At 67.8% G+C, this 17,278-nt stretch carries 18 protein-coding genes; 5 read left to right on the plus strand and 13 right to left on the minus strand.

Annotated features, from left to right (window positions below; genetic code table 11):
• Positions 1-64 precede the first annotated feature (64 nt).
• Entirely contained in the window at positions 65-793 is a 729-nt protein-coding gene (locus AC1DOM_RS01015) for a glutamine amidotransferase (protein ID WP_498959375.1), read from the plus strand.
• A 44-nt stretch (positions 794-837) separates the two neighbouring features.
• The gene (locus AC1DOM_RS01020) at positions 838-1,749 is read left to right on the plus strand and encodes a BPSS1780 family membrane protein (protein ID WP_498959376.1); all 912 of its coding nucleotides are present in this window, start codon (positions 838-840) and stop codon (positions 1,747-1,749) included.
• Between the two features lie 3 nt (positions 1,750-1,752).
• Here AC1DOM_RS01020 and tatC read toward each other — a convergent pair whose 3' ends face one another.
• The 4 genes from tatC to AC1DOM_RS01040 form a co-directional block, all read right to left on the minus strand.
• The gene (gene tatC, locus AC1DOM_RS01025) at positions 1,753-2,514 is read right to left on the minus strand and encodes a twin-arginine translocase subunit TatC (RefSeq protein WP_498959377.1); all 762 of its coding nucleotides are present in this window, start codon (positions 2,512-2,514) and stop codon (positions 1,753-1,755) included.
• Positions 2,501-3,031 carry a Sec-independent protein translocase protein TatB gene (gene tatB / locus AC1DOM_RS01030; RefSeq protein WP_498959378.1) on the minus strand — a complete coding sequence of 177 codons (531 nt, stop codon included), beginning with the start codon at positions 3,029-3,031 and terminating at the stop codon, positions 2,501-2,503. Before tatB ends, tatC begins: the two co-directional genes overlap by 14 nt.
• An 8-nt stretch (positions 3,032-3,039) precedes the next feature.
• Entirely contained in the window at positions 3,040-3,294 is a 255-nt protein-coding gene (gene tatA, locus AC1DOM_RS01035) for a Sec-independent protein translocase subunit TatA (RefSeq protein WP_498959379.1), read from the minus strand.
• Between the two features lie 105 nt (positions 3,295-3,399).
• Positions 3,400-4,269, minus strand: coding sequence for a lipid-binding SYLF domain-containing protein (locus AC1DOM_RS01040; protein WP_498959380.1), 870 nt, complete (start codon positions 4,267-4,269; stop codon positions 3,400-3,402).
• A 132-nt stretch (positions 4,270-4,401) separates the two neighbouring features.
• Here AC1DOM_RS01040 and hemH point away from each other — a divergent pair, with 132 nt between their 5' ends.
• Both hemH and AC1DOM_RS01050 read left to right on the plus strand, forming a co-directional pair.
• Positions 4,402-5,373 (plus strand): ferrochelatase, encoded by a 972-nt coding sequence (gene hemH / locus AC1DOM_RS01045; protein ID WP_498959381.1) that lies wholly within the window; start codon positions 4,402-4,404, stop codon positions 5,371-5,373.
• Positions 5,374-5,387: 14 nt separating this feature from the next.
• On the plus strand, positions 5,388-6,245 hold the full coding sequence (locus AC1DOM_RS01050) for an alpha/beta fold hydrolase (protein WP_498960183.1): 858 nt from the start codon (positions 5,388-5,390) through the stop codon (positions 6,243-6,245).
• On the opposite strand, the gene AC1DOM_RS01055 is transcribed toward AC1DOM_RS01050, so the two are convergent.
• The 4 genes from AC1DOM_RS01055 to ttcA all read right to left on the minus strand — a co-directional run bounded on the left by AC1DOM_RS01055 (position 6,217) and on the right by ttcA (position 9,584).
• The gene (locus tag AC1DOM_RS01055; RefSeq protein WP_498959382.1) at positions 6,217-6,723 is read right to left on the minus strand and encodes a hypothetical protein; all 507 of its coding nucleotides are present in this window, start codon (positions 6,721-6,723) and stop codon (positions 6,217-6,219) included. The genes AC1DOM_RS01050 and AC1DOM_RS01055 overlap by 29 nt on opposite strands.
• Before the next feature lie 49 nt (positions 6,724-6,772).
• The gene (locus AC1DOM_RS01060; RefSeq protein WP_498959383.1) at positions 6,773-7,558 is read right to left on the minus strand and encodes a M48 family metallopeptidase; all 786 of its coding nucleotides are present in this window, start codon (positions 7,556-7,558) and stop codon (positions 6,773-6,775) included.
• Positions 7,559-7,669: 111 nt separating this feature from the next.
• Complete coding sequence (locus tag AC1DOM_RS01065; protein WP_498959384.1) at positions 7,670-8,575, minus strand: recombination-associated protein RdgC; 906 nt, start codon at positions 8,573-8,575, stop codon at positions 7,670-7,672.
• 79 nt (positions 8,576-8,654) lie between these two features.
• On the minus strand, positions 8,655-9,584 hold the full coding sequence (gene ttcA / locus AC1DOM_RS01070) for a tRNA 2-thiocytidine(32) synthetase TtcA (protein ID WP_498959385.1): 930 nt from the start codon (positions 9,582-9,584) through the stop codon (positions 8,655-8,657).
• Between the two features lie 113 nt (positions 9,585-9,697).
• Here ttcA and AC1DOM_RS01075 point away from each other — a divergent pair, with 113 nt between their 5' ends.
• Positions 9,698-9,880, plus strand: coding sequence for a YdcH family protein (locus tag AC1DOM_RS01075; RefSeq protein ID WP_498960185.1), 183 nt, complete (start codon positions 9,698-9,700; stop codon positions 9,878-9,880).
• A gap of 3 nt (positions 9,881-9,883) precedes the next feature.
• Here the strand turns inward: AC1DOM_RS01075 and plsB are convergent, their stop codons facing one another.
• The 5 genes from plsB to AC1DOM_RS01100 form a co-directional block, all read right to left on the minus strand.
• Positions 9,884-12,700: a glycerol-3-phosphate 1-O-acyltransferase PlsB gene (plsB, locus tag AC1DOM_RS01080; RefSeq protein WP_498959386.1), complete on the minus strand. Its 2,817-nt coding sequence runs from the start codon at positions 12,698-12,700 to the stop codon at positions 9,884-9,886.
• On the minus strand, positions 12,700-13,620 hold the full coding sequence (locus tag AC1DOM_RS01085) for a hypothetical protein (RefSeq protein WP_498959387.1): 921 nt from the start codon (positions 13,618-13,620) through the stop codon (positions 12,700-12,702). Before AC1DOM_RS01085 ends, plsB begins: the two co-directional genes overlap by 1 nt.
• Positions 13,621-13,797: 177 nt before the next feature.
• The gene (locus AC1DOM_RS01090; RefSeq protein WP_498959388.1) at positions 13,798-14,691 is read right to left on the minus strand and encodes a 5'-nucleotidase, lipoprotein e(P4) family; all 894 of its coding nucleotides are present in this window, start codon (positions 14,689-14,691) and stop codon (positions 13,798-13,800) included.
• Between the two features lie 61 nt (positions 14,692-14,752).
• Complete coding sequence (locus AC1DOM_RS01095; RefSeq protein ID WP_498959389.1) at positions 14,753-15,241, minus strand: GNAT family N-acetyltransferase; 489 nt, start codon at positions 15,239-15,241, stop codon at positions 14,753-14,755.
• Positions 15,238-17,217, minus strand: coding sequence for a UvrD-helicase domain-containing protein (locus AC1DOM_RS01100; RefSeq protein ID WP_498959390.1), 1,980 nt, complete (start codon positions 17,215-17,217; stop codon positions 15,238-15,240). The genes AC1DOM_RS01095 and AC1DOM_RS01100 overlap by 4 nt, the downstream gene beginning before the upstream one ends.
• Positions 17,218-17,278: the final 61 nt, after the last annotated feature.

Raw genomic sequence — 17,278 nt, forward strand, 5'->3', positions numbered from 1 at the left:
TGCGCGCGCCGACGCCCCGGCGCAATGCCTGTATTTCCCGGTCGTTTTGCTGCAAACCCCAGCCTTGAACAGCCCCTTCCTGATCCTCGAAACCGGCCAGCCCGTCGCCTCGATGCGTCGGCATGGCACCTTCCCCCACTGGATTCGCGTCGCGGCCGGCCTGGCGCGGGACGAGGCCGTGGTGGCGAACGTCGAGGCAGGCGATCCGCTGCCCTCGACCGATGGCTTCGCGGGCGTGATCGTCACCGGCTCGGGCGCGATGGTCACCGACAAGCACGCATGGAGCGAGCGCAGCGCGGCCTGGTTGCGCGAAGCCGCGCACGAGGGCGTGCCGCTGTTCGGCATCTGCTACGGCCACCAGCTGATCGCGCATGCGCTCGGCGGCGAGGTCGGCTACAACCCGTCGGGCCGCGAGATGGGCACCATCGGGCTGGAGCTGCATCCGCCGGCCGAAGAAGACCCGTTGTTCCGCGGCCTGCCCGCGCAATTCCCCGCGCAGGCCACGCACCTGCAGAGCGTGCTGCGCGCGCCGGCCGATGCGCTGGTGCTGGCGCGCTCGCCGCTCGATGATTGCCACGCCTTCCGCTGGCGCGAGCATGTCTGGGGCGTGCAGTTCCATCCCGAATTCAGCGGCACGCACATGCGCGGTTACGTGCGTGCGCGCCACGATGCACTCGCGCGCGAAGGCCATTGCGCGAAGCAGGTGAGCCGCAACGTGTCGGCCGCGCCGCATGCACGCCGCGTGCTGCGCCGGTTCGTGCGCCACGCGCGCCACCTGCGCCACGTGCCCTGATCCATCCCCCCATCTGCTGCGGCCCCCACCGCGACGGAGTTTCGATGCAAGTCCGCAAGATCCCCGTTTCGCAGGGTTTGGCGTGGTTTCGCGCCACCATCGACCTTGGTGCACGAAATCCGAAGGCCGTTTTCGGCGCGGCACTGTTGTTCATGGCGACGCTGTACCTGTTCGCCGTGGTGATGGCCGTCGTGGTCTTGGTCATGCGCGGCGAAAGCAACGGCCCGCCGGACCTGATGCTGATGGCGATGCTGTTCGCACCGCTGTTCCTCGGCCTGATGGTGCTGATGCCGATCCTGCTCGGCGGGATGATGCATGTGATCCGCGAAGCGGAGGCCGGGCGGCCGGTGCGCGCGCGCGATCTGTTCGCGCCGTTCCGTTCGCCGCGCCTGCGGGGCCTGATCGCGCTGGGCCTGCTGCAGATCGTGCTTTCCATCGCCGGCGGCCTGCTGATGGTCGCGATCGCCGGACCCTCGTACTGGCAGGAATACCTCGGTGCCATCCGCGGTGCGATGGGGGGCGTTCCGCCGGTCATGCCGCAGCCGGCGCATCCGGGCCTGCTCGCGCTCGCGCAGCTCGCCTTCAACTACTTCACCTATGCGGTGATGTTGTTCGCCGTGCCGCTGCTGCTGTTCTCGGGCCTGGGGATCGTCGACGCGGTGCGCGATGCATTGCGCGCCTCGGTGCGCAATGTCGGCGCAAACCTCGTGGCGGCCGGGCTGTTCGTCGCCGGCACGCTCGTCGCGGCCATCGTGGTCCTGATGATCTCCACGCTGCTGCAATGGCTCGGCGGAATGGTGCATCCGGCGGTGGGGACGCTGCTGGCGTTGCTGCCGGTGCTCGCCTTTGCCGCGGCCATGCTGGTGATGCTGGCGGGCGGTGCGTACATCGCGTGGCGCGATACCTTCGACGGCCCGCAGGCGCCGCAGGTGCCCTTCAACGGCATCGAAGCCTGAGGCTCAGGCCTCCGGCGTTTCTTCCGTTTCGGCGGCCTTCTTCGGGGCCACGAAGCGCGAGGCGAGGATGCCCGCTTCGTACAGCGCCATCATCGGGATCGCGAGCATCAGTTGCGAGACCACGTCCGGCGGCGTGATCACCGCCGCCACGATGAAGATGCCGACCACCGCGTAGCCGCGCCACGAACTCAGTTGCTTCGGCGTGACCCAGCCGAGCAGCACGAGGATGACCAGCGCGACGGGCAATTCGAAGCTCGCGCCGAAGGCCAGGAACAACACCAGCACGAAGTCGATGTACTTGCCCAGGTCCGGCGCCATCTGCACGGACTCGGGCGTGAACTTCGTCAGGAAGTGGAACACCGCGGGCAGCACGAGGAAGTACGCGAACGCGCAGCCGGCGTAGAACAACAACACCGCCGACGCGAGCAAAGGGGCGGCGAGTTTCTTCTCGCGCTTGTACAAGCCCGGCGCGACGAAAGCCCACGCCTGGTAGAGCAACCACGGCGCGGAGATGAACACCGCGGTGAAGAAGGCGAGTTTCACCGGCACGAAGAAACCGCCGGCGGGGTCGATCGCGATCATGCGCTGGCCCGAAGGCAGCTGGCTGATCAGCGGAAAGGCGATCTTGTCGTACAGCTGCGAGGCGAAGGGCATCAGGCAACCGAAGACCAGCAACAGCCCGGCCAGCGCCCACATCAGGCGCGAGCGGAGTTCGATCAGGTGATCGATGAGGCGGGCCGGTACGGAGGAATCAGCGTCCTGCATGGTGTTCGTCGGCATCCTTCGGGTGCGGCGCGTCCGGCTCCGCGGGAACCGGCTCGCCGTCGTCGTCGTCGCTCGGGATCGGCGGTTCCCAATCCATCGCGCTCGCCGATTCCATCGAACGGTTTTCGTGTTCGTCTTCGTGGAGGGCCGGCACGGGTGTTTGTTGCGACGCCTGTTCCTCGGCGGCGCCGGCGCCCGGTTCGACGCCTGCGGTCGCGGTCGCGGCCACGGCCACGTCGTCGAATTCCTTCTGCATGCGGTCGCGGATCGAGGTGGCGCCCGAACGCAATTGTTCTTCGGCCTGACGGAGCGACTCACGCGTTTCCTGGAGGCTGCGCTTGAGCTCGTCGGCGGCGAGGTCCTGTTCGAACTCCGACTTCACCGAATGCCACTGCGCGCGCGCCTTCGCCACCCAGAAGCCGGCGAAGCGCGCGGCTTTGGGCAGTTTCTCGGGGCCGAGCACGATCAGCGCGACCACCGCGATGAGGAAGATTTCGCTGAAACCGACGTCGAACATCGCGCGCCTCAGCGCGGCGGATCGTTACGCTGCTCTCGCTCGCGGCGTTCCTGGTCGGCGCGTTCGCGGTCGCGCAAATCCTGTTCTTCGCGCGTGGCATCGGGCAGGCGCGCGGCGGGTTTGTCGTCGTCGCTCATGCCCTTCTTGAAGCCCTTGACCGCTTCACCGACATCCTTGCCGACGTTACCGAGCCGCTTGGTGCCGAACACCAGGACCACGATCACCAGCACGATCAGCCAATGCCAGATGCTGAAACTGCCCATGTGCAGTGCCTTCGGGGGGAAAGAGACGACAGGATAACGCAGCCGATGTGAGAAGCGCCCGAAGATGAACGGGCGGCCCGTGGGTTCCGACGCGTGGAGGGCCCGTCAGGGGCTCGGCGGCAACGACTCCGTGCGCGCCGGCGCATCCTGGTCGGGCACGACGGGCGTGGTGGCGCCGGTGACCACCGTTGTCTCCACGACCGTCGGCGCGGGCGTCGCGGTCGCGCCCACCGGCGCCGCGCTGGCGACCGGCGTTCCGGTGCCGCGATTGCTGCGCGCGAGCGCGGTGGCTTCTTCCAACTGATCGCGCACCTTGACCAGGTCGGCCGACGGCTGCGCCGTCGAACGGCTTTCGAAGATCATGCGCGGCGTGCTGCCGCTGCCATAGGCGGCCTGGTTGGACGCATCGTCGATCGACAGCACCGCGCCGTCGAGCGCGACGCCGGCGAACAGGCCGCGCGCACGCGACCACGACCAGATCTCCGCCTTGAACTGGCCGTCGGTCGCCGTCGCCGCATTGCGGCCCACGGGGCCGGCCGCCACTGCGGCATCGGCGCCGAGGGTGAACTTGCCGTTGACGATCGAATCCACGCCGCGGTCGCTGCGGAAGACCAGCACCACGTCGGAAGACTGCACGCCCGCCTGGAAGCCGATGCTGCCGCCGGTGAGCGTGACGAAGCTGGGGCTGGACCACGTGCCGTCGGGCAGCTTCACCGCCATCAGGCCGTGGCCGCGGCGCCCGCCGATGACCAGGCCGGCCTTGATGGTGTCGGGCACGATGACGATCGCCTTGGCTTCGTCGAGCAGCTTGTCGGGGATCGCGTTCTCGGGAATGGCCTGGATGTCGGTGATCACGCGCAGCGCGTTGCGGGCGCGTTCGTCCTCGCGCACGCCGGCGAAGGCGGACTGCACGCTCGCGGCGAGCAGGAGCGAAGACACTGCGATGGTCAGGGCATGGCGGGTCTTGCGAGGCATGGGGAACTCCACGAGCGGGGGCGGGGGCAACGCAACTGGATCCAAGGACCACGACGGCCAGCGACGGTTCAGTCTCCGCGCGCGGCGATGAATCGCGAGCGAACCGGCGCGCGTGCATGACATCCTATGCGCATGCCCGACGTCCGTCCTCCCCTCGCGGCCGACACCGCACTGGTCCTGATCAACCTCGGCACGCCCGATGCCCCGAAACCCGGCGCTGTGCGTCGTTACCTCTCGCAGTTCCTGATGGATCCGCGCGTGGTGCAGATCCCGCGCCTGATCTGGTGGCCGCTGCTGCACCTGGTGATCCTGCCCCTGCGCAGCCGACGCGTCGCGCACAAGTACGCCGAGATCTGGATGACCGACGGCTCGCCGCTGTCGGTCTACACGCGCCGTCTGGCCGCCGCCGTGCAGGCGCGCATGGCGGGAACGCGCGTGGTGCACGCGATGCGCTACGGACAGCCCGCGGTGGAAGACGTACTCGCGGGTCTGCAACGCGAAGGCGTCTCGCGCGCCGTGGTGCTTCCGCTGTATCCGCAGTATTCGACGACGACCACCGCTTCGGTCGCCGATGCCGTTCGCCGGCCCGGCGGCTTGTCGGTGCAGATGATCGACGAGTACCACCTCGATGCCGGCTGGATCCAGGCCGTCGCCGATTCGATCAGCGCGCACTGGGACGCGCACGGCCGCGGTGAACGCCTGGTGTTCTCCTTCCATGGCCTGCCGCAGCGCGTGGTCGACAACGGCGATCCCTACGCCGTGCAGTGCGCGGCCAGCGTCGCGGCGATCGCGGGCGTGCTCGGCCTGCACGCGGAAGACTACGTGCTCACCTTCCAGTCGCGCTTCGGCAAGGAGCGCTGGCTGGAACCGGCGACGATCACGACGCTCGAGGCGCTTGCGCGCGGCGGCGTGCGACGCGTGGACGTGGTGTGCCCCGGTTTCGCGGTCGATTGCCTGGAGACGCTGGAAGAGATCGCGCAAACCAATGCTGCTGCCTTCCGCGCCGCGGGTGGCGAAGTTTTCGGTTACATCCCCTGTCTCAACGACGCACCGGCGCATGCCGATGCACTCGCCGCGCTCGCCGAGAAGGCGCTGCGCGCATGAGCCCCGCCGCACCCTTGCGCGAAATCGTGCTCGACACACCGTATGGCCGATTGACCGCATTGCGCGGCGGCACCGGCACGCCGGTGCTCGCGCTGCATGGCTGGCTCGACAACGCGGCGAGCTTCGTCCCGCTCGCGGAGCATCTCCACGACATCGATCTCGTCGCACTCGACCTTCCGGGTCACGGCACGAGCCCGCACCTGCCGCCCGGCGCGGAGTATTCGCTCGCCGGCACGGTGCAGACGGTGCTCGATGCCGCCGACGCACTGGGTTGGGACCGCTTCGCCGTGCTCGGCCACTCGATGGGCGGCGCGATCGGCACGATCCTCGCCGCCGCGGCCCCCGAGCGGGTGACACGCTTCCTCGCGATCGAAGCGCTGGGCGCACTCGCCGACCGCGAAGATCGCACCGCGCAGCGCCTGCGCGAATCGATCGCCGCGCGTCGCGCGCTGGGCGGCAAGTCGCTGCGTGTGTTTCCCGATCGCGATGCCGCGATTCGCGCGCGCATGCAGGCCAACGACCTCAGCGAGCCGATCGCGCGGCTGCTGGTCGAACGCGGCACGCGCGCGGTGGAGGGCGGTTGGGTGTGGAGCAGCGATCCGCGACTGACGATCGCCACCGCCGTGCGCATGACCGAAGGCCAGGTGCGCGACCTCATCGCAAATATCGACTGCCGGGTGCGCGTGCTCTACGCCGATCCGGCGCCGCCGTATTTCCCCGAAGCGATGCGCCGCGAACGCGCCGGCGCGCTGCGCGACGGCGAAACGGTGGTGCTCTCCGGCACGCACCACCTGCACATGGAAGATCCGCGCGGCGTGGCCGACGCGATCGGCGACTTTTTCGTTACTGCTGCTTCGCCAACTGGTAGTTGAGCTTCACGCCGGGCTCGGCGTCGTCGGCGAAGGACACCGTCGCCTGGCGCTTGTCCTTCTCGTACATCGTGACGTGCTGGCCTTCTGCGGCCTGCATCGACATCGTCTGCTTCCAGCCGTCGGCCGCCATCTTCTTCCCGCTCGCGTCGGTCATTGCGCCGAGTTCGCCGGGCACGTCGAGTTGCACGACCATCACGTCCTGCATCGCCATCACGCTCAGCACTTTGTATTGCGCCGGCAGGTAGACGTCTTTCGGGAAGTCGACCGGGAGCTTGGCCGAATCGCCGCCGGAGATGCGCATCTGCTGGCCGTCCTTCGATTCCAGGACGACTTCGCCGGACTTGGCGTCGACGTTGGCCTTCTGGCCCGTCGCATGTTCGATCGCCGCCTCGGCGGCGCGTTCGCCCGGCGACTTGCCGCACGCGACCAACGCGAGCGACGCCAGGCCGATGGAGAGGATCAGGGGAAGCGTGCGCATGCTGGCGATTCCGTGGGTTCCAAGACTTCGGAAAACGTGCCGCACCGCATCAACCGGCCAGCAGCGAACGCAGCGTGGCCTTCAGGCGCCGTCCGTCGGCATGGAAATAATCGCGCTCGGCGCGCCATTCGGGAAAACGCATTTCGACTTCGTGCCAGAACGCGCGCGAGTGGTCGGCGCGCAACAGGTGGCACAGTTCATGGACGAGCACGTATTCGAACGCGGAGGGACGCGCGAGCACGAGCGCCAGGTCGAGCGCGACCACGCCATTGGGCGCGAGCGAACCCCACTGCGACGACATCACCTTGAATTGCACGCGACGCGGCGGGCGCGGCAACGAGGGCAGGTATTTCGGCAACCAGCGCCCGATGTCCGTGCGCGCCTGGCCTTCATAGAATTCGCGAACCGCGCGACGCATCGCGACATCGGTTGCGCGTGGCGTGGTGCGGAACACCGCTTGCCCGGCGAGCGTGTCGAATTCCAGCGACGTGAAACGCCCTTCCTCCCAGCGCACGGGCACGTCCGCGCCGCGCAGCGGAAGCGCGGCGGTGACGTCGCGTTGCAAAACGGGCAAGCCTTCCAGCGTGTAGCGCTCGAGTTGTTCGGCAAGCCACGTGCGATGTTCGGCGAGGAAGCGTTCCCCCGACACCAGGCTCGCGCGCTGCGGCAGCGTCAGGCGCGCACCGCGTTCGTCGACCGAGAGGCGCAGGCGGCGCGCGCGTGGATTGCGCACGCGCTGGATTTCGATTCGTCGTCCGTCTTCGAGCTCGAGCGAGGTGACGTCGCGTTCGAGGACGGGTGGGCGCGGCGCCAGCAGGCGACGGAGATGAGGCATCAGTTCGTGCGCGATTGTCGTCGGGGGACGCGGCGATTGTAGGGCGCGCGCAGGAAAAGTGTGTCGATCCGCGCCGCACGATTTTCGTGCGGCGCAAGGTTTCACGCGCGGTCAGTCTTCGACGCGCGAGATCTTCAGCGCGGGCTCGAGGACGTTGAACAGCCGCTTGGCTTCCGCGGCCATGAGCGCGAATCGCGCATCGAGTTCGGCGCGCACGTCGTCGCGTTCGGTGGATTCGAGCGCGTCGACCGCGCCGTCGAGCAGCTTGAACTTGCGCACGACCAGGTCCTCGCCGAGGACGAAGGAGACGTGATCGTCCAGCGTAAGGGACAGGCGCGTGACCTGCTTGCCCGACTCCAGGTGCTTGGCGATCTCGTCGCCCTGGAGTTCCTGACGCTGGCATTTCACGACCGCGCCCTTGTCGGCGGCGTCCTTGAGCTCGCATTCGTCGCCGATGCTGAGGCCTTCGGGCAAGGGTTCGCCGGCGACCCATCCGGTCAGGATGCTGCGCGGCGCGACTTCGGCGTTCACGGGGAGCGCGGGGAAGCTGCCGAGCGCGTGGCGGATTTCGCTCACGACGTTTTCGGCCGACTTGCGCGAGGACGAATCGACGATGCACAGGCCGTGCCCGAGGTCGAGCAGCGCATCGGTGCGGCCCGGGCGCACGAAGGCGCGCGGCAGCAGTTCGTGCACGAGGTCTTCCTTCAGCCGCTTGCGCGCACGCCCACCGGGCTTGCGGCCTTCCTTCTTCTCGATTTCCTCCAGCTTGCGCGACAGCAGGTCGTTCACGACCGCGCCGGGCAGCAGCTTGTCCTCGGTGCCCACGCTCAGCCAGATCGCATCGGAAATGCGGTGCGACAGGGCTTCACCGTCGCGCCCGAAAGGCGAGACGAAGCCGCGTGAAGACAACTCGAGCGCGCCGACCGACTTGAGCACGCAATCGGCGAGGCGGGCTTCGAGTTCGGAAAAATCCAGGGACGTAGGGAAGCGGAAAAGCGTCAGGTTGCGGAAGAACATCGAGATCCTAAATGCAGCGCCCGTCCCCGCGATGGCGGGGAACGCGATGGCGGAAAAACCAGGAAAGAGGGGTGTCAGTTTACGCGGCGCAGTGGCCGCCGTCAGTGCGGCTGTCGGCAGTGTCGTCGTCGTCGCGCGCTTCGCCCGACAACCACGCATGCGCGTCGGGCAGGGGCGCATCGCCCCGCGCCCCGAGCCCCATGAAATCGAATAGCGACGGATCGCTCAATTGCGAGGGACGCACGTCGCCCAGCGCTCGCGCGATGGTTTCGATGCGCCCGGGAGACTCCTTCTCCCATTGCGCCATCATCTTCTGCACCTGCTTGCGCTGCAGGTTTTCCTGCGATCCGCACAGGTTGCACGGAATGATGGGGAAACCGCGGGACTGCGCGTATTCCGCGATGTCGGCCTCGCGAACGTACGCCAGCGGGCGGATGACCACGTGCTTGCCGTCGTCCGAACGCAGCTTGGGCGGCATGCCGCTCAATTTCGCGTGGAAGAACATGTTCAGGAAGAAGGTGGCGACCAGGTCGTCGCGATGGTGGCCCAGGGCGATCTTCGTGAAGCCCTCGGCTTCGGCATGCGCATACAGCGCGCCGCGGCGCAGGCGCGAGCACAACGAGCACAGCGTCTTGCCTTCCGGCACGACGCGCTTGACCACCGAATACGTGTCCTGCTCGAGGATCGTGTACGGCACGCCGACAGACGCCAGGTATTCGGGCAGCACATGCTCCGGAAAGTCGGGCTGCTTCTGGTCTAGGTTGACGGCGTGCAATTCGAAGCGGACCGGCGCCTTCTCGCGCAGCTGCAGCAGGATGTCGAGCATCGTGTAGCTGTCCTTGCCGCCGGACAGGCACACCATCACCTTGTCGCCCTCCTCGATCATCCCGAAGTCGGCGATCGCCCGCCCCACCTGGTGGCGCAGGCGCTTGGCCAGGCGCACCCGCTCGTGCGCGATCCGGCGTGCGCGCGGCTGGGGCTCGATCAGGGGCAGCGGAATCGTGGACATGGGGAAATCGGCTCGAAAGCGTCGGAACGAGGCGGATCGCATTCTATCCCGGCGTCGACGGCGCTAAAGTCGGCAGCGTGACCCAGCCGAACGACCCGGGCGAACTCGCCCGCATGGCGCAGCGCGTGATCGAGCTCAAGCTCGAGCACCGCGACCTCGACGCCGCGATCCTCCGGCTGGCGGCCGATGCCGACGCCGACGAACTCACGGTCAAGCGCCTGAAGAAACGCAAGCTGCAGTTGAAGGACTGCATCGCGAAGCTGGAGTCGGCGCTGATCCCCGACGAACCGGCGTAGCGGCTACTGCGGTGCGTCGGGCGTGTCCGTCGCAGGCGGCGGCGCCTCGACCGGCGGCGCCGCGGGCGGCACGGCCTTCGACGCGGCTTCCGGGCTGATCTTCTCGATCGTGTGGCGCAATTCGCGGCCAAGGATGATGCGCGCGTCCTTCGCCCACGCGTCCAGGCGTTCGTCGAACATCAGCTTGCCGGCTTCGTTCGGCCACACCATGCGCAGCTCGCGCATCTTCTGGATGAAGCTGCGGAACAGCGTGCGGTCGAAGAATTCGGGCGCCGCGGGCGCGTACAGCAGCGACAGGCGTTGCGCCGCGAGCTGGCACAGGCTTTCCAGTTCGCCCGAGGACAACGTGCCCGCGCCGTTCTTCACCAGCACCGAGATCGCGATGTAATAACGCTCGAAGGCTTGCTGCAGCGAATGGCCGATCGCGCGGATGCGGAAGACTTCGTCGGTCTGCCCCGCGCTGCGCGAGAGGATGCCGCCTTCGTCGTCGCTCACGTGCTTGAGCAGGCCTTCGCGTTCGAAGACATCGATCGTGCGGTCGATGCGTTGCGCGAATTCGTCCTCGTCCCACGGCAGGAACAGCTCGGCCTTGAGGAAGGGATACACCGTGCGCCCCAGGCGCTGCACCATCAGGCGCGACAGGCGGCGGTTGTTGAGGAAGCACACCGCGATCCACGCCGAAGCGGTGAACAGATGCAGCACGTTGTTGCGGTAGTAACTCATCAGGCCCGCGGTGTCACCGTCCACGCTCAGCACGTCGCCGAGCGGATGCGCGGTGCGCGAGAGCATGTTGATTTCCTCGCCGTGCGCGATGATCTGCTCGGGCGTGTGCGGCGTGACCGTCACCAGCGACGAATACGGCACGTCGCTCAACAAGGTTTTCGACAGCGCGATCTGCGCGAGCAGGTCGGCTTCGCCCATCGCATGCTTGGGCGTGGACAGCAGCGCCATCGCGAGCAGGTTGATCGGGTTGACGTCCGCCGCGCGGTTGACGTTGACCTGGATCTGCAGCGCGGTGGCATCGACCGTATCGGACAACCAGTCGGGGCGATCGTCCTCGTCCAGCGGCGTGCCGTCCCACGCGGGCGCGTGTTCGGCGAGCATGTCGTTGAGCCGGATCGGCTCGCCGAAATTCACCACGACCTGGCCGTAATTGCTGCGCAGCACCCGCGGGATGCTCATGAGCAACTGCCAGATCGATTCCTTCTGCTTGGGCTTGCCGATCAATTCGTCGAGATAGCTGTCGCCTTCAAGCAACTTCTCGTAGCCGATGTACACCGGCTGGAACAACACCGGACGCGTGGGCTGGCGCACGAAGGCGCGCACCGTCATCGCGACCATGCCGCCCTTCGGCGGCAGCAGGCGGCCCGTGCGCGAGCGCCCGCCCTCGATGAAGTATTCGATCGAATAACCGCCCGCGACCAGCTGCGAGACGTATTCGGTGAACACCGCCGAATACAGCGCGTTGCCGCGGAAACTGCGGCGCAGGAAGAACGCACCGCCGCGACGCAGGATCGGACCGATCACCGGCAGGTTGAGGTTGATGCCCGCGGCGATGTGCGGCGGCACGATGCCCTTGGTGTAGAGCAAATAGCTCAACAACAGATAATCCATGTGGCTGCGGTGGCAGGGCACGTAGACGACTTCGTGGCCGGGCGCGTTCTGCTTGACCGCTTCCAGGTGATGCACGAGCACGCCGCGATAGATGCGGTTCCACACCGTGGAGAGCAGGAAGCTCGCCGAGCGCACCACCGGATGCGAGTAGTCCGCGGCGATCTCGTAGATGTAGGCGTGCGCCTTCTTCCAGGCTTCGGCCTTGCCCTTCTCGGGGTTGGACGGATTTTCGCGGCGCGCCTGGTCGGCGATCGCTTCCTTCACCGAATCGGCGGACAACACCTGGTCGGCGAGCAGGCGGCGCGTCGAAAGATCGGGGCCGATGATCGCCGAACGGATGCGCCGGAAATGCGCACGCAACACGCGCGAAAGCTTGCGCACGGTGCGTTCGGGATCCAGGCCTTCCTCGACCGCCGAGCGCACGGGCACGGGCGGCGCGAATTGCACCGTCGTCGAACGCCCGTTGAGCAGGATCGCGAGCAGTCGGCGGAAACGACCGACGATCGTCCAGTTTTCGGAGAACAGCACCGAGAACCAGCCGCTGTGTTTGTCCGGCGCGCGGCCGACGAAGATCGACACCGGCACCAGTTGCACGTCGAGCGCCGGGTCTTCGCGATGCGCCTGCAACAGGCGCGCGAGGGAACCGGAGTGCGTCTTGTGTTCGGGGCCCGGAGATAGGCCGAGCACCTTCAGCGGATTGCTGTTGCGGCGCCGCGAGAGCGCGACGTACGCGCGCTTGCGACCGAGCGGATCGCCCGGCATCGGTTGCAGCGGCGAGGGCAGGCCGGCTTCGCGGCACGCGCGCTCGAGGATCAGCGCGTTCGACAGCCCGTAGTCTTCGAGCACGTAGCAGATCGGACGGCCGTCGGCCCAATCGGCGGGCGAGCGCGGTTCGAGCTCCAGGCCGATCCACGGCTCGAGCAACTTGCCCATCAGGCGCGCCCACAGCGGCGGGCGGGCGCCCACCGGATTGGACGAGCCGTCGCGCGGCGCGACGGGGGGCGGCGTTGCCGTGTCTTCGGGGACCGGTGGTGCCTCGAGCGGCAGTTCGGGCGCGTCGTGCGCGGCCGTTGCGTCCTCGGGGACCGGATTGGACGGCAGTTCGCGCGCCGGCGCTTCCGCCTCCGGCGACGGCGTCGGAGCCGGCGGCGGGGTGGGCGTTTCGTCGAACAGCGGGAGGTTGGGCTGGTTGGGCATCGCCGCCATTATGGCGAAGGCGCCGTCGAGCGGGTCGAGGCGGGGGGCGGAGGCGCCGGAGCGCGCGCCGTGGGGCCCTCGAGCGAGGCCTCGGCGTTGCGCAGATAGTCGGCCAGGTACCAGCGCCCACCGATGCGCGTGACGTCGAGGATCGTGTCAATTTCCTCGCCCGCCAGCGGATAGCGCACGCGCACGCGGGCGGTGTCGCCGGTCTGCTGGACGAGCGTGGCGTCGAGGCCGTCGAAGCTCGCGTCCAGGTTCAACCCATAACTGCCGAAGACTTGCTTGGTCGCGGCGAGGAACGGCCCGAGGCGTTCGAGCGATTCGTCCATGCCGTGGTTGGCGAAGTCTTCGGGCGCGGTGATCCCGGCGTCCGCCGCGGCCGTCGACAACAGGGCGATCGCACGGCGCGCGCGCTTGGCGTCGGAGAGCGGCGCATTCGCGGCCCAGCGGCTGAGCGCCGCCACGGTTTGCGTGTAGTGGTCCCGCTCGGCCGCGCTGTAGTCGCCTTCGTTGCGGATGTATTGCACGCCGAAATCGCCGAGCGAGGTGGCCGTGGAGCGCAGCTCGTCGGCCGCGTTCGCGAACTGTGCATCGAAGGTGCGCTGCAGGTCGGTGCGCGCATTCGGTTCGGCCAGGGCGGCGAGCATCGCGGGCAGGCGATCATCGAGCGGAAGTTCGTCGAGCGGCCAGCGACTGCGCCCCGTGCGCCACGCGGTTTCCAGGCGCGCGTGCAGGGCCGGCGGCACCGCGACCGTGGCGAACCCCGCGGGATCGTTGGCGCGCAGGCGATCGGCGAGTGCACGCACCGCCTGCGCGGGAAGCTCGGCGCCGGGTTGCGCAGGCGGCGTCTTCGCGCAGGCGGCGAGCAACGCGGCAGCGAGGACGGAGGCGGCGAGGCGGGGGACGGACGTCGACCGGTTCGGCATGGCGCGGATCATCGCCGATCCCCTCAAAGAAAAAGGAGGCCGAAGCCTCCTTCAAAAGTCCGGTCGGGCCGGAAGACATCGGTTGTGGCATGGCGCCGGACGAACCGGCTGCGTGCAGGCTAGTCCAGCGGCCGTAGCTGATGCAATACCTGAAATATGGTGGTGCAACGTATTGATTCAATTGGCCGGATCGAGCGCCGCTTCCTTCTTTGCCCGTCGCTCGGCGGCGGGCTGGCGCCATTCGTTGTCGAACAAGGCCGGCTCCCATGACCCGTACATGGGGTTGGGCAGGACGAACCAGCGCTCGCCGATCCAGTCCGCGTACGGCGCCACGGCAGCGCGGCGGCCGTCGGGCGTGTTCGCGACGATCTGCACCAGGTCGCCGACCTGGTCGCCGAACTGCATCAACACGCGATACGAGCGGCCGACGAGTTGGCGACGGCACGATTTCTCCGAGCCTTCCTGCTCGCATCCTTCGACGACGGTGCCCAAGCCGAGGACCTGATCGTCGCTGGCCAGCGGGAAACCCGCGCTGCGCAGGTTGGCGATGGTCGCCGGCGCCAGGCTCGCATCGCGGTTGGTGATGTAGAAGACAGTGATGCCCTGCTTCGCAGCCGCGCCCAGGAATTCCACGGCGCCGGGCAAGGCCTTCGCCTTGCGCTCTTCGACCCACTTGCCCCACTGCGCTTCGTCGAAGCCGCGGTGTTCGAGGATCTGCCGCACCGAGGCCGGCGCGTTGTCGAGCACAGTTTCGTCGACGTCGACGATGATCGCGGGCTTGAGCCCCTTCACCGGCCCCGTGCGGTCTTCCTTCGGCAACGCATCCCACGTTTTGTCGGCGAGCGCGGCCTTCAGTTGCTGCGACGCTGCGCGATACACCGTGCGATAGACAAGATCGCGTTCGGCGGAGGTTTGATACCAGGCGACCGCGTTGAGCGCGTCATCGGCCGGCGTCGCGTCCTGCGTTACGACGGGCGTGGCTTCGGGCGTCGGCGCAGGCGTCGTTCCGGCGGTGGTCGCGCAGCCGGCAAGGGCGAGCGTCAGGGCAGTGGCGAGGACGGCAAAGCGCATGCGGCGAACCTGGCGGCGAACGGGGCCGCGAGTGTAGCCGAGCGCCCGCGACGGGCGAATGTCAGCCCGGCGCGCGCTGCAGCGACACGCGCTTGCCGCCCGGCAAGGTTTGCGTGCCCACTTCGTCGAAGCCGTAGCGCGCATGGAATCGGCGCGAGGCCTCGTTGGGCGGATCGATGTCGAATTCGCAGGTCACGCTCGAAACATGCGCCTGGCGCGCGAACGCGAACAGATCGTCGTACAGGCGCGCACCGAACCCGCGGCCCTGGTGCCCCTGCGCGACCACCACGCGATCGACATACAGGAACGCCCCGTAGTGCGCGTCGAACCACCGATAATTCACGCTGTCGTAGTCGGCGCCCTCGCGGAAGGCGAGCAGGAAGGCCACCACTACGCCGTCTTCTTCGACCACGCGCCCGTACGCCGATTGCGCGTGCAGATGCGCATACCGCGCCGCATCCATCGGGCTGAGCACGGCTTCGGATTCGAGGTTGAGCGCGAGGATCGCGTCCGTGTCGGCTGAGACGATGTCGCGCACGCGCAGCTTCATGCGTCGAGCAACGCGCGAATGGCGGCGAAGCCCGCGCTCGCGCGTTCCTTCTTCTGCGAGGCGTCGGCCTCGGGGTCGGCGCCGTCGCGCTGCACTTCGTCGGCGGGCAGTTCGTCGATGAAGCGGCTCGGCTTCAGGCGGTGCTTCTCGCCCCAGCGTTGCGCCTCGCGCGAATGCGACAGCCACAACTGCTCCTTCGCGCGCGTGATTCCGACGTACATCAGGCGGCGTTCTTCATCGATGCGCCCTTCCTCGATCGACGCATCGTGCGGCAGGTTGCCGTCTTCGACGCCGACGATGAAGACGTACCGGAATTCCAGGCCCTTGGCCGCGTGCAGCGACATCAGGCGCACCTGGTTGCCCGCATCGCCCTTGTCCGAATGCGAAAGCAGCGCGAGCGCCGCCGCCAGTTCGCCGGGGCCCGAGGTCTTCGGCCCGTCGAACCAATCGGCGAGTTCGTCGAGGTTCTGCCGGCGACGCAGGAACGTCGCCTCGTCCTTGCATTGCGCGCGCACCATCGCGAGCAGGCCGGAGCGTTCGTTGAGCTTGCGCACGAGTTCGGCCGGCGGCAGGCGCGTGGCATCGCTGCGCAAGCCTTTCAGCAGATCGGCCAGCGCCTGCAGCGAATTCGCGGCGCGCGGCTGGAGCTGCTTCAACATCCCCACCGATTCGGCCGCGCGCGAGAGCGGCAGTTGCGCCTGTTGCGCCATCTCCGCGAGCTTGGCGAGCGTCGTCGCGCCCACGCCGCGATTGGGCGATTGCACCGCGCGCAGGAAGGCCGCGTCGTCTTCGGGATTGGCGATGCAGCGCAGCCACGCCATTGCATCCTTCACTTCGCCGCGATCGAGGAACGCGGTGCCGCCGGTGATGTGATACGGCACGCGCAACATCTGCAGCGCTTTTTCCAGCGCGCGCGACTGGTGGTTGCCGCGGAAGAGGATGCAGAAGTCGCTCCACGGCGCGCCGCGCGACTGGTTGAGGAAATGGATCTGGTCGGCGACCTTTTCCGCCTCGTGCGAACTGTCGCGGCATTCCCACACGCGGATGCGCTCGCCGTCGGCCTGGTCGCTCCACAGCGTCTTTGGATGCTCGTGCGGATTGTTGGCGATCAGCGCGTTCGCCGCGCGCAGGACGCGATTGCTGCAACGGTAATTCTGCTCGAGCTTGACGATCTTCAGCTGCGGATAATCGCGGCCGAGTTCGAACAGGTTGTCCGGGTTCGCGCCGCGCCAGGCGTAGATCGATTGGTCGTCGTCGCCCACGCAGGTGAGGTCGCCGCGCGGCCCGGCGATCGCCTTGAGCAGGCGGTACTGCGCGTCGTTGGTGTCCTGGCATTCGTCGACGAGCAGATAGCCGATGCGTTCGCGCCAGGCGAGCACGGCTTCCTCGTCGGTTTCCAGCAACTGCACGGGCAGGCGGATCAGGTCGTCGAAGTCGACGGCGTTGAATGCGGACAGTCGCGCCTGGTAGCGCGCGTACAGGGCGGCGGCTTCGCGTTCGCGGATGCTCTGCGCGGCCTGGGCCGCCTGCTCCGGCGAAAGGCCGGCGTTCTTCGCGCGCGAAATGAGGTTCTTCGCAGCGTCGAGCACGTCGGGCTTGCTGCCGGGCGGCAAAAGATCCTTCAACTGCGCGGTGCTGTCGTCGGCGTCGAAGATCGAAAACCCGCGGCGCAGCCCGAGCTTGGCGTGTTCGATCTGCAACAGCTTCAAGCCCAGCGCGTGGAAGGTGCAGATCGTGAGGCCTTCGGCCGTGTCGCCCTTCAGGCGCTTGGCCACGCGCTCCTTCATCTCGCGCGCGGACTTGTTGGTGAAGGTGATCGCCGCGATGCGGCGCGCCGGCATGCGCCCGGAGGTGATCAGGTGCGCGATCTTTTCCACGATCACGCGCGTCTTGCCGCTGCCTGCGCCCGCCAGCACCAAAAGCGGCCCGTCGACGTGTGCGACGGCCTGGCGTTGGGGAGGATTGAGGCCGTGCAAGGGACGCTCCGTGGGCAAGCGCGGGGCGGCGCAGTTTAGCCGTTCTGGTCACGCATAATTG

This window comes from Lysobacter sp. P5_B12, from assembly GCF_056400425.1.